The sequence below is a fragment of the Pseudomonas sp. genome, from assembly GCF_049300855.1.
In the GTDB taxonomy this organism is placed as follows: Bacteria; Pseudomonadota; Gammaproteobacteria; order Pseudomonadales; family Pseudomonadaceae; genus Aquipseudomonas.
In genome coordinates, this window is the sequence record NZ_JBAQKH010000023.1 from 14,141 (window position 1) to 26,699 (window position 12,559).

At 61.7% G+C, this 12,559-nt stretch carries 10 protein-coding genes and 1 pseudogene; 3 read left to right on the plus strand and 8 right to left on the minus strand.

Annotated features, from left to right (window positions below):
- Positions 1-168: 168 nt before the first annotated feature.
- The 5 genes from WA225_RS07840 to WA225_RS07860 form a co-directional block, all read right to left on the minus strand.
- The gene (locus WA225_RS07840; RefSeq protein ID WP_422607496.1) at positions 169-1,557 is read right to left on the minus strand and encodes an amidohydrolase family protein; all 1,389 of its coding nucleotides are present in this window, start codon (positions 1,555-1,557) and stop codon (positions 169-171) included.
- 13 nt (positions 1,558-1,570) lie between these two features.
- The gene (locus WA225_RS07845; RefSeq protein ID WP_422607497.1) at positions 1,571-2,938 is read right to left on the minus strand and encodes a nucleobase:cation symporter-2 family protein; all 1,368 of its coding nucleotides are present in this window, start codon (positions 2,936-2,938) and stop codon (positions 1,571-1,573) included.
- A gap of 256 nt (positions 2,939-3,194) precedes the next feature.
- A complete protein-coding gene (locus tag WA225_RS07850) occupies positions 3,195-4,250 on the minus strand; it encodes a CobW family GTP-binding protein (RefSeq protein WP_422607498.1) in 1,056 nt (351 codons plus the stop codon).
- A gap of 51 nt (positions 4,251-4,301) precedes the next feature.
- Positions 4,302-4,982 (minus strand): UbiX family flavin prenyltransferase, encoded by a 681-nt coding sequence (locus WA225_RS07855; protein WP_422607499.1) that lies wholly within the window; start codon positions 4,980-4,982, stop codon positions 4,302-4,304.
- Entirely contained in the window at positions 4,979-6,364 is a 1,386-nt protein-coding gene (locus tag WA225_RS07860) for a UbiD family decarboxylase (RefSeq protein ID WP_422607500.1), read from the minus strand. Before WA225_RS07860 ends, WA225_RS07855 begins: the two co-directional genes overlap by 4 nt.
- A gap of 122 nt (positions 6,365-6,486) precedes the next feature.
- Here WA225_RS07860 and WA225_RS07865 point away from each other — a divergent pair.
- Positions 6,487-6,597 (plus strand): annotated as a pseudogene (locus WA225_RS07865) (metal ABC transporter ATP-binding protein); the annotation flags it as partial.
- Between the two features lie 10 nt (positions 6,598-6,607).
- On the opposite strand, the gene WA225_RS07870 reads toward WA225_RS07865, so the two are convergent.
- From WA225_RS07870 to WA225_RS07880, 3 genes are all read right to left on the minus strand, one after another.
- Positions 6,608-7,513: an amidohydrolase family protein gene (locus WA225_RS07870; protein WP_034152486.1), complete on the minus strand. Its 906-nt coding sequence runs from the start codon at positions 7,511-7,513 to the stop codon at positions 6,608-6,610.
- Between the two features lie 4 nt (positions 7,514-7,517).
- Positions 7,518-8,447 carry an amidohydrolase family protein gene (locus tag WA225_RS07875; protein WP_116031241.1) on the minus strand — a complete coding sequence of 310 codons (930 nt, stop codon included), beginning with the start codon at positions 8,445-8,447 and terminating at the stop codon, positions 7,518-7,520.
- Between the two features lie 410 nt (positions 8,448-8,857).
- Complete coding sequence (locus WA225_RS07880; RefSeq protein ID WP_422607501.1) at positions 8,858-9,763, minus strand: LysR substrate-binding domain-containing protein; 906 nt, start codon at positions 9,761-9,763, stop codon at positions 8,858-8,860.
- 118 nt (positions 9,764-9,881) lie between these two features.
- Between WA225_RS07880 and WA225_RS07885 the strand changes: the two genes are divergently transcribed.
- Together WA225_RS07885 and WA225_RS07890 are read left to right on the plus strand one after the other, a co-directional pair.
- Entirely contained in the window at positions 9,882-10,346 is a 465-nt protein-coding gene (locus WA225_RS07885) for a (2Fe-2S)-binding protein (protein WP_064119992.1), read from the plus strand.
- Positions 10,346-12,556, plus strand: a complete 2,211-nt coding sequence (locus tag WA225_RS07890; RefSeq protein ID WP_422607502.1) for a molybdopterin cofactor-binding domain-containing protein — start codon at positions 10,346-10,348, stop codon at positions 12,554-12,556. Before WA225_RS07885 ends, WA225_RS07890 begins: the two co-directional genes overlap by 1 nt.
- Positions 12,557-12,559 lie beyond the last annotated feature (3 nt).

Here is a 12,559-nt window from a genome sequence, read left to right on the forward strand (position 1 = left end):
CGATGAGGTACTAACGTTAGTCGAGAAACTACCGGTATGCGAATGCACCGCAATCCCCTGTAGGCCTTCTCCTGCTCGCGATAGCGTTGTATCAGTCGGAGCTGATGTGAATGACAGACCGCCATCGCGAGCAAGCGAAGGCCTACAGGGGTTTTGCGTTGGGTTTGGTTAGTCGTCGACGTCCATCAGTTGCTGCACACCTTCCCACGCCTCGGCGCGCATGCGTTCAATGTCCAGCCCCGGAATCACGCCGTTATCGACGACCACACGGCCGCCGACCAGGCTGTATTTCACCGTGATCGGTTCACCCGCCACCACCGGTGCCACGGCGCGGTCGTGGAAGCCGTAGAAGCGCGGATGGTCGAGGCTGTAGATCACCAGGTCCGCCGCTTGCCCGACTTCGAGCGTGCCGACCGCGCCGAGGCCGAGCACCTGTGCGCCACCCGCTGTGCCCCAGTGGATGACATCTTCAGCGGTGGTCGCCGACGCGCCTTGTTCCGCCCGGTGGATCAGCCATGCGGTGTTGGCTTCGCCGACCATGCTCCCGGATTCGTTCGACGCCACGCCATCGACGCCAAGGGAAATCGGCACGCCCGCCTCGTACATCTGCGGCACCGGCGCGACGCCGCTGCCCAGTCGGGCGTTGCTCACCGGGCAATGCGAGATACCCGTTCCAGTCTGCGCAAGCATGCGGATTTCGCCCGGTTGCAAGTGCACGGCGTGGGCGAACCAGACGTCGGGGCCGAGCCATTCGTGTTCGGCGACGAATTCCACCGGCAGGCAATTGTATTTTTCTCGGCAGAAATTCACGTAGTTCTGCGTTTCCGACAGGTGCGTGTGCAGGCGCAATCCAAGGCCTCGGGCGGTGTGGGCGAGTTCGCGCAGCAGCGTCGGCGGCAGGGAGAACGTCGGCGTGGTCGGGGCGACGACGACGCGGCGCATTGCGTCCGGGGTGTCCTGGTGATACAGCGATTTCAGCCGCTCGATATCGCCAACCATCTGCTCGAGGCTTTCCGGTTGCAGCGCGGTTTTCGAGAAGCCCGGATGCGCGCTCGCCGACTCCAGGGCGCCGCCACGGCACAGCACGAAGCGCAGGCCGAATTCATCGGCCATGTCGAACAGCAGGTCGCCGGTCTCGGTGCTGCCGTGGGCGTGGTAGAGATAATGGTGATCGGCGCAGGTGGTGACGCCGGACAGCAGCAATTCGACCATGCCCAGCCGTGCGGCGATCCGCGCCAGTTGCGGGGTAAAGCGGTTGAGGCGCGGGTAGGGCACGCTGGCCAGCCAGCCTTGCAGATCCTGATTCAAACCTTCAGGCACGGCTTTGAGCAGGTTCTGGAACAGGTGGTGGTGAGTGTTGATCCAGCCCGGATAGACCACGCTGTTGCGCGCGTCGATCACCCGTTCGCCGGGTTGTGGCTCAAGGTTCGCGGCCATTTCGGCGATGCGACCGTTGACCACACGGATGTCCACAGCGCCGGCCCGCGCTTGAGGACCGCGCAGGCCGGTCATCACCGCGACCGGGTTTTTGATCAGGATGTTCTGAAGTTGAGTCATGGGCAGCTCCAAACTAAAGGATGTGCGAGGCGGATTTGCTGGCGGTGGTTTCCGCTACGCTGACGCCATTCAGCGCGGCGTTGAGCAGCACCGACACCAGGCAAGCGATGACCACGCTGCTGTGCAGGAACGGCTGCGACCACTCGGGGAGTTGTTTGAACAAGGTCGGCGCGAGCACCGGCACCAGCGCGGCGGCGATGGTGAAACCGACGATCAGCACGTTGTAGCGATTGCGCTCGTAATCGACCTTGGCGAGGGTCTGAATGCCCGCCGCTGCGACCACGCCGAACATCGCGATGCCGGCACCACCGAGGGCGGCGGTCGGCATCGAGGCGATGATCGCGCCGGCTTTCGGCACCAAGGCAATCGAGCACATCAGCAAGCCGCTGACCGCGACCACCCAACGGCTGCGCACGCCGGTGAGGATTACCAGCCCGACGTTTTCCATGAAGGCGATAAACGGAAACGCGGCGAACATGCCGGCGATGGTGCTGGCCAGACCATTGGCGCGCAGGCCGTTGATGACTTGTTTGTCCTCGACCGGTTTTTCAACGATGTCGCCGATGGCCACGAACAAGCCCATCGACTCGACCATCTGCACGATCATCACCACGATCATGGTTGCGATGGGGATCAGGCTGAATGTCGGCAAACCGAAGTAGAACGGGTAGGGCACGGTCAGCCACGGTGCTTCTTCGACGCTATGAAAGTTGCCCATCCCGAGACCGTAGGCCAGCCCGGCGCCGATCAACATGCCGATCAATACCGCCATGTTGCGCAGCAGTGGGCTGCCATAACGGTTGACCAACAGAATCGTCAGCAACACCACCACCGCTACACCGAGAAACGCCGGCGCGCCGAAGTTGCTCGCGTTGCGCCCGCCGCCGACCCATTCATAAGCAATCGGGAACAGTTGCAGACCAATCACGGTGACGATGCAACCGGTGACCACGGGCGGGAAGAATCGCCGCAATCGGCCCACGAACGGCGCCATCAACATGGTGAAAATCCCCGCACCGATGACGGCCCCGCAGACCCCGGCGAACCCCACGTCCGGGTTGCTGCCGATGGCGATCACCGGGCCAACGCTGCTGAACGCGACGCCCTGCAGAATCGGCAGGCGCACGCCGAATTTCCAGAAGCCGACGGTTTGCAGGAGGGTGGCGATGCCGGAACAGAACAGCGTGGTGCTGATCAGCACCACCGTATCGGCGTGAGACATTTTCAGGGCACTGGCGACAATCAACGGCACGGCGATGGCGCCGATGTACGAGACGGCCATGTGCTGCAGGCCGAGGGTGAGCATCTGTCGTACCGGCAGAATGCGGTCGACGGGGTGCACGGTGGATGCGGTTTTTGATGGGGATGTGGCTGACGACATGGGGAAACACCTCTGGCTGTTTTTATGCGGTAGAGAGGGGTATTCGTCTGATGCCGATCAGCTCAAGAACACAGTGGAACCCTGTGGGAGCTGGCTTGCCAGCGATGGCGATTTAGCAGTCATCATTTTTATAAACTGACAGTCCGCTATCGCTGGCAAGCCAGCTCCCACAAGTTTTGTGTTGTGTAAAAAACTGGCATCAGTCATTCGTACACATGTGCCCGAAGCCGCCATCCACCGGCTCCGATGCCTTGTTTCAGCCTGCCAGGCAGGCGGCAAAGCCCTGGTTCAGCGCCGCGCGATCCAGGTCGCGGCCGATGAATACGATCTTGCTTGAGCGGGGCTCCGTGCCCCACGCGGTTGAGGCGCGAAATTCGACCAGGCTGTGCACGCCTTGCAGCACGTAGCGCTGGTCTTCGTTGGCCACCGCGAGCACGCCTTTCATGCGGTACAGGTTGTCGGCCTGGGAGGAGCGCAGTTCGCTGATCCAGCGGTGGAATGCCATCAGGTTGACCGCGCCGTCCACGGCGATGCCCACCGACGACACGCTTGGGTCGTGTTGGTGATCCTGCGCTTCAATAGAGTGCTCAGGGTGATGCTCATGGTCGTGGTGATCGTGCTGTTCCGCGCCGATTTCCATGAGCTTCTGTGTGCATTCAAACGCGCCGATGCCGAGGATTTTCGTCAGATCGATCTGCGCGTGAGTCGAGGTCACCAGATCCGCTGTGGCATTCAAGCCACGGATCTTGCCGCGCAGGGTTTCCACTTCCTCAGTGCTGACCAGATCGACCTTGTTGATGACGATCCGGTCGGCGCAAACAATCTGATCCACCGCCTGATTGTCGACGCCGTCGAGTTGCAGATCCTCCAGATGCTGGGCGATGTGCTTGGCGTCGACCATGGTCACGATCGCGTCGAGTTCCACTTCCTCGGCAATCGGGTCATTGATGAAAAAGCTCTGCGCCACCGGGTACGGGTCAGCGAGGCCACTGGTCTCGATAAGGATGTGATCGAGGCGTACCGGCCGCGCCACCAACTCACGGACGATGCGCACCAGATCCTCGCGAACCTCGGCGGTGCAGCACACGCAGCCGTTGACCATCTCGTAGATTTCTTCGGTCTCGGAGCTGAGGACGAGGTCGCCGTCGATGCCGACCTCGCCGAACTCGTTTTCGATCACGGCGATCTTGCGGCCGTGGTTTTCCTTGAGGATGTAGTTGAGCAGGGTGGTTTTACCGGCACCGAGGAAACCGGTGAGGATGGTCACGGGGATTTTGGTGTTGCGGGTTGGGGCGTTGAAGGGGGTGTTCATGATGAGGCTCCTTTGATTGACCGGTGCACACTGAATTCGGGTGATGCTGCTTCATTGTGGGAGCGAGCTTGCTCGCGAAGGCGGTGTGTCATTTAGCAGTGATGGCGACTGATCCACCGCATTCGTCGGAACGCCGCCCGGAGCAAGCTCGCTCCCACAGGGTTTTTGGTGTTCTCGCCAGCGGGTGGCGACGCCGGCATCGAGGCCGAACAGGTCGAGCACGCGGCCGAGGCTGTGGTCGACCATTTGCGCCAGATTTTCCGGGCGCGCGTAAAACGCCGGCACCGGCGGGGCGATGATTCCGCCCATCTCGGTGACGGCGGTCATGTTGCGCAGGTGGGCGAGGGTCAGCGGGGTTTCCCGGGCCATCAACACCAGCGTGCGGCGCTCCTTCAGCGTGACGTCAGCTGCACGGCCGATCAGCCCCGAGGACGTGCCGGTGGCAATCTCCGCCAGCGTCCTCATCGAACACGGCGCAACCACCATGCCGAGACAACGAAACGAACCGCTGGCGATCCCGGCGGCGACGTCATCGGCGCGGTGGTAATGACTGGCCAGAGCAGTCACGTCGGCGAGTTTGTAGTCGGTCTCGTGGGCCATGGTCAGCAGCGCGGCGCGGCTGATGATCAGGTGGCTTTCGATGTCCAGTTCGGCGAGCAATTGCAGCAAACGCACGCCATAGATAAACCCGGACGCGCCGCTGATGCCGACCACCAGCCGTTGCCGGTTCACGATTGCAGACCTTTGAGCAAAACCCGCGCGCGCTCCAGAACTTCCTGATCGAGCTGCGCCTTGATCCCGTCAAAACCCGAACCGCGTGTCGCATCCAGGCCCATCCGCGACGTGGTGCCGTTGACCGACGATGAAGGATCGAGCGGACTGCCCGGCAAGCCATCAATGGTGAAAATATCCAGGTGCGGCTGAAAGTGCGTGGCCAGTGCCCACAACACCTGGCTGTCATCGCTGATGTCGATATCGCTGTCCACTGCGATCACGGTTTTCAGGTACGGATCCCAGCCGAGCAGCGCCAGCATGATTTGCCGCGCCTCGCCGTCGCGGCTTTGGTCCAGCGCGACGTAGCAGTGAAAATGCGTGCCGGAATTGGGGTAGTGCACAGCGGTGACGGCGGGGAAACGCGCTTTCAGTTTCTCGCTCATCTCCGCTTCACGCGGCAGACGGGCGAGGGTCAGGTGTTCGGCGTAGCGACCGCCCATGACGTCGACCAACCAGGCGTCTTTGCGTTTTAGCAGGGTGTCGACCCGCAGCACGTTGTTGGTCGAACGATCCGAGGAATAACCGCTGAATTCGCCGAACGGACCTTCCTCGGCATAGGCCGCCGGGTCAATCGCACCTTCCAGAACAAACTCGGCGTAGGCCGGCACACCGATGCCGTAGCGTGGGGTTTTCACCAGTTCCAGCGGCGCGCCGAACAGTCCGCCAGCGACGGCGCGTTCATCGCTGCCGTAGGGCAAACGTGCAGCGGCGGCGAGCATGAACAACGGATGCGCACCGACGACCATTGCCACGCGCAGTTCTTCGCCACGCTCGCGGGCGGTTTGCAGCATCCGCCACAGATGCCCGCGTGAATGCAGGCTGGTGGCGAGGGCCTGACGGGCGTGGCGCATCGAGCGGTGATAGCTCATGTTGGCAATGCCGGTCAGCGGGTCTTCGGCAACGATGATCGCGTTGGTGATGTACGGGCCGCGATCGCTGTCGAAATGCTTGAGCATTGGCAGCAGCGCCAGATCCAGCGCTTCGCCTTCGAAGACTTCATCGAGGATCGGACCGCTTTCTACATAGCGCGGGGCGATGGGCTGGTTGGCGCGGGTTTGAAAGGTTTCGTGCAGCTGCGCCGGCGTTACGCCGAACAGCCGGGCGATGCGGGTGCGGGAGGCGAACAGATTGGTCGCCACCGGCACGCCGAGGTTGCCGACGTTTTCGCAGATCAGCAGCGGATCGCGGCCCTGGGCGGCGAGGGCATCGACCAGCGCGGTGACGTCCTGATCGGCAGAAATCGGGTGGGTGACGGTCAGCACATCGTCCGGATACTCACGGCGATAGGCGTCGATGAACACGTGAAAATCCTGAGAATCGCCGAGCGTCGAACGGGTCATGGTGTCACCTCGTAAAAAGCAGGCACGCAGGGGTGAGAGGGCGTTCAAACGGCCAGCCGTTGGCCTGCCGGACGAGCGAACGCCGGGTCATCTTCGTGCCTGTAAAGTCGCTGTGCTTTTAAATCCTGGCAACGAACCCTGTGGGAGCGAGCTTGCTCGCGAAGGCATTGATTCAGTCACCATCGTTGTTGAATGACACACCGCATTCGCGAGCAAGCTCGCTCCCACAGGTTATGTGTATGGCTACAGGTACGTAGTGGTCAGGCGAATGTCGGCCTCGACCAGATCTTTCGGCGGTGGCGTCGGTTCGATCCCGCACAACCGGGCGATGTTGTTGCCCAGGTAATCCTCGAGATGATCCTCATCAATCCCCAGGCCCTGCGGTGCCGGTGAGCACAACACCTCCAGTTCCCTCAACCACATCCCCGGTTCATTCGGCGGCGAATCCGTGCCGAACACGATCTTGTTGCGCGGCAGCTCCTTGGCGAATTCGACGATCCGCGACTGGAAGCACCAGCCCGATTCGCAGTACACATTCGGCGTGTCCATCGCCATCCAGAACGCTTCGAACGAGTAGTTGCCACCGGTCTGGATACCGAAGTGACCGATGATGAAATTGACCATCGGAAACTCGCGGATGATCGGGTAGAACATCGTCGGAATCGTGTACGGGCCGTCGCCGGTGTGGATCAGCACGACGATGTTGTACTTGGCGCAGACCTTCATCGCCGGGCGTAGCCAGTCGAGTGCGCGATCCGGGCGATAGCCGTGCATGTTGGCGTGCAGCTTGAGCATCTTGAAGCCGTATTCCTTGATGTGGAATTCCAGCTCCGCCGCACCGTTTTCCGGTCCCCAGCGCGGGTTGAAGTTGAAGTTGCCGATGAAGCGATCCGGGTACTTCATGCACAGTTCGGCAATGTACGACATGTAGTCGCGCACGCCTTCGCGGCCCCGGCGGTTGCCGTCGCGATAGCCGGTGTTGCCCGGTGGCGGCTGGATGAAACCCATGTCGATGCGGCGTGGTTTGCCGTTGATCATGTACGGGCCGTCCATCAACTTGAGCATGCGCTCGCCGGTGAACGGTTCGCCGGTGTGGCGCCAGGCCTCGTCGACCAGATTTGTTGGGTGCAGATGGGTGTCGATGATCATCGGTTCAGCTCCTGGCCAGTTGAGTGGTGACGGGGCGCTTGAGTTGCGCCTCTGCTTCGGAAACGGAACGGGGTGGCGGGGTCGGTTCGAGGCCGATCATCCGCGCGGTGTTGTTGCCCAAATAGTCTTCGAGCGTGTCCTCGTCGAGGTTCAGGCCTTGTGGCGGCTCGTGGCAGAGCACCTCAAGCAGGCGCAGCCACATGCCCGGTTCGTTCGGCGGCGTGTCGGTGCCGAAGAGGATCTTGTGCGTCGGCAAGACCTTGGCGAACTCGACGATGCGCGATTGCAGGCACCAGCCGGATTCGCAGTAGACGTTGGGCAATTCCATCGCCCATTGCATCGGTTCGAACACATAGACGCCGCCGGTCTGCACGCCGAAGTGGGCCATGATGAAATTGACGTTGGGGAATTCCTTGATCATCGGCACCCATTCCGACGGGATGCTGTACGGCCCGTCGCCGGTGTGCAGCTTGACCGGGATGCCCAGTTCGGCGCATTTCTCGAAGCATGGGCGCACCCAGTCGAGTGCACGGTCAGGACGGTAGGCGTGCATGTTGGCCTGCATCTGCACCATGCCGAAACCGTGTTCCTTGACGTAGCGCTCGATCGCCTCGACGCCGTTTTCCACGCCGCAGCGCGGGTTGTAGACGAAGCAGCCGATGAAGCGATCCGGGTAGGTCTGGACCATTTTCAGGGTGTAGGCCATGTAGGCGTCGATGGATTCGCGGCCGCTCAGATCGCCGTCGGTCCAGGTGTAAATCGTGTTGCCCTGCGGCGGCTGGATGAAGGCTTTGTCAATGCGGCGAGGCTTGCCGTTGACCATGTACGGGCCATCCATCATCTCCAGCAGACGCTCGCCGGTGAACGGGTCACCGTCATGCCTCCAGGCGAGGTCCACGAGATCCGTGGGATAGCAGCTGATATCGATGATCATTGCAGTCGATCTCCTGATAGCGGGGAAGGGAGCCTTGCGGCTCTCGGCATCCACGTCCCGGGCAATCGGCCGTTTCTATGCGCAAGACACGCGCATTCCCTCGCCTGTTCGCATCCGGCCCGGGTGGGTGGTTGCTGAGGGCGAGTATTGGAAGGCGGGGTTGGGTTCGTACAATATTAATTGGGCGCGGTGGTGATACTTGTTCGATATGGACTGTGGTTGACATGTGGGTGCAGGATCAAGAGCCCCTCACCCCAGCCCTCTCCCGAAGGGAGAGGGGGCCTACGGAGGTGTCTTGTATGAGATATCGACCTGAGAAACCGAGTCGATTATGGATTCGCAGCTGATCTCTCAAGTCGGTGTAACTCTTCAATATTCCCCGATCGGTCCCCTCTACCTCTGGGAGAGGGTTAGGGTGAGGGCTGGATTTCAAGCGTACACAAAGCCAACTGCCTGATGATTTCAACCACCGGCGCCACACGCTCAGCCTGCCCATGCGGCCACACCGCATACAGGTTGTAATGCGCGGCAATCTGCGCCTCGTTCAACACCACCAACCGCCCACTGCGCAACGCATCAGCCGCCAGTAATCCACGCACCAACCCCGCGCCAACGCCGGCCTCGGCGGCAGCAATCAAATTCGCCGCATTATCAAAAATTACCCGCGCCGGCGGTTCGGTCGGCGTCATTCCGGCCGCATCCAGCCACGGAATCCACGACCGCCGCGTATACCCCAACAACGGCAATTGCAGAATCTGCGCCGGGCTCAACGGCACCTGCAATCCGTGCCGCGCCAGCAGTTCAGGCGCAGCCACGGCCAACACCCGATCGCCACAAATCTGCGTCATCTCGCAGTCATCCCAATCGCCATAGCCATAACGCAATGCCAGATCGACCCGCTCGAATGTGCTGCGATCACTGCGTGGCATCGACAGCAATGTCACCTCGTAATCCGGCAGCCCATCGAGCAACTGCGGCAAGCGCGGATTGAGCCAGCTCTGTGCCAGTTCGCTGTCGACATCCAGCGTCAGGCGTTGCGCCACGCTGCGGTTTTTCACCGAGGAGATCGCCCGATCGATCTGCGCCAGACCATCCGACAACACGCTGGCAAACAACTGCCCGGCATCGGTCAGGTTGCTGCCGCCGCCTTCACGCACGAACAGTGGCTGGCCGATGAAATCTTCCAGCGCGCGGATCTGCTGGCTGATCGCACTGTGGGTCAGATCAAGTTTGCGCGCGGCACTGGAGAAACTGCCGCTGCGCGCCGCGTGGATAAACGCGCTCATGGACTGCACTGACGGGTATCGCTTGTACATGTTGTTAGTCCTGCTTACAGCGGTTGGCAGAAATCGTCGCTGGCCGCGTGTTGCTCAGGGTTCCAATAATCTGTCACCAGGCCCGCACAAAGACGGGCCGCTCTTTTGGAGCCTGACAATGATTGCATTCACGGTTAACGGCGAACGACGCGAGCTGGATGAAGCGTCCTCCTCCATGCCCTTGTTATGGGTACTGCGTGATCAACTGAAACTCACCGGCACCAAGTTCGGTTGCGGCATGGGCCTGTGCGGTGCCTGCACCGTGCACCTGGATGGCGTCGCGGTGCGTTCCTGCCAATTGCCGGCGGCCGCCGTCGCGGGCCACAGCATCACCACCATCGAAGGCTTGTCGCCAACGCAAAACCATCCGCTGCAACTGGCCTGGGTCGCCGAAGATGTGCCGCAATGCGGCTACTGTCAATCCGGGCAGATCATGTCCGCCGCCGCGTTGCTCAACACCGGCGCGGCAGTGACCGACGATTCGATCCGCAATGCCATGTCCGGGAATATCTGCCGCTGCGGCACTTACGGACGCATCAACAAAGCGATCAAACGTGCGGCGAATGCGCCGAAGGAGGCCTGATGAGCCTTATCGACGATACCCGCCTCGAACTGCCGCGCCGGGTTTTTCTCAAGCAGGCAGCGACGGTAGCTTCAGGCCTGGCGATTGCCCTGTATCTGCCGGGCGGCCTGGCGGCTGATCCAAAAGCCCCGGTGCCGGCCAACGAGTTCGAACCGAATGCCTGGGTGCGGATCTTCCCCGACGGCACGGTGAAACTGGTGGTGCACAAGCACGACTCCGGCACCGGCACACAAACCGCACTGGCCGCGTGCGTGGCGGAGGAGTTGGACGTCAACCCGATGACCGTGCAGGTCATCACCCCGGAAGATCCGTTTTTCGAGACCTACATTCACCCGGTCTGGAAGGTGTTTTCCACTGGCGGCAGCACCAGCGTTTCCCTCGAATACGACCGCTTGCGCATGGCCGGTGCCACAGCGCGGGCGCTGTTGATCACGGCAGCGGCGAAGCAGTGGAAAGTCAGTCCCGACAGTTGCACCACCGAGGAAGGTCGAGTGGTTCACAGCGCCAGCAAACGCAGCCTCGGCTATGGCGAACTGGTCGGCGTCGCGGCGAATCTGCCAGCGCCGACCAACGTCACGCTGAAGGACCAGGCGCAATTCAAATACATCGGCAAACTGCGCCACAAACGTGATGCGGCGGCCAAGGTGTGTGGGCGCTTCAAGTACAGCATCGACGTGCAATTGCCGGACATGCTGGTGGCGGTGATTCAGCGTGCGCCGATGGTGGGAGCGAAAGTGCTCAGTGTCGATTCGGCGGCGGCTTTACAGGTGCCGGGGGTGCGCAAAGTGCTGGCGATTCCGGGACGTCCCGATGTGCTCGGCGGCAATCTGGAAGGCGTTGCAGTGCTGGCGGATACGTTCTGGGCAGCGCAGCAGGGCCGCAAGGTGCTGGAGATCAAATGGAGCGATTCAGCGCTGGCCGGGTTCGACAGCGAGCAGTTATTCAGCGCTCAAGCCAGAGCCATCGGCGATCCAAAAGCACAAACCGTCAAAGCCATGACCCAAGGTGATGTCGCCGGGCAATGGGCGGGCGCGGCGAAGCTGATCGAAGCCGATTACACCATGCCCTACAAAGTGCAAAACCCGCTGGAACCGATCTGCATCACCGCGCAGGTCAAGGACAAGGCAATCACTTATTGGGGCGGCGTGCAGGTGCCGTCCTCGGCGCTGGAAGCGGCGCAAACCGTGTGCGGCATCGACAAGGCCAACGTGACCATTCATGAGTTGGTGTCGGGCGGCAGTTTCGGTGCGCGGGAGGCCAAATACTGGTTGTTCGAGGTCGCGTATCTGGCGCAGAAAACCGGCGTGCCGGTGAAATTGCTCAACAGCCGCGAAGATGAAATGCACGCGCTGTTCAATCACCCGGCGACCTTGCACCGGGTCAAAGGCGCGCTGGATGCCCAAGGCAATCTCAGCGCGCTGCAACTGCACGCGGTGTCGCCGGCCTCGCCGGAACAGTGGGAGCCGGGCTATTTCGAACGCCCGGACAAGATGGATTACAGCACCACCGAAGCGATCACCGCGTGGGACTTCGCCTACCGTCCGCCGCATCTGGAACTCAACTGGGTCAGGCACGAAAGCAACGTGCCGAGCGGTTGGTATCGTTCGGTGAGTTTTATTCCCAACGTGTTTGCCGTCGAGAGCTTCATGGATGAACTGGCGCATGCGGCCGGTGCAGATCCATTGGCGTTCCGACTCGCCAATATGCAGGAGCGGCCACGCCATGTAGCCGTGCTCAAAAAGGCTGCCGAGCGCGCCGGATGGGGTCAGCCGTTACCACCGGGCACGGCACTGGGGATCGCGACCAATCAGGGTTACACCAGTTTCATCGCCGTGGTCGCGCGCGTGACGACGGTCGACGGCAAGCCGACAGTCGAGAAGCTCACCTGTGTGGTCGATTGCGGTTTGGCGGTGTCGCCGGGGGGTGTTGAAGAGCAGATTTACGGCGGCTTGATGTGGGGCTTCGGTCACGCCTTGTTCGACCGCCTCGACATCAAACAGGGGCGGGTGGTGCAGAGCAATTTCCACGACTATCGCGTCACGCGCATGTCCGACATGCCGGCCACCGACATCCTCGTGCTCGACGGTGAGCCGAGCAAACCCGGTGGCGTCGGCGAATTGGGCAGCCCGTCGGTGGTGCCGGCCATCGCCAACGCGCTGTTCGCGCTGACCGGTCTGCGCCAGCGTTCGACACCGCTGAGTCTGGGGTAAGCC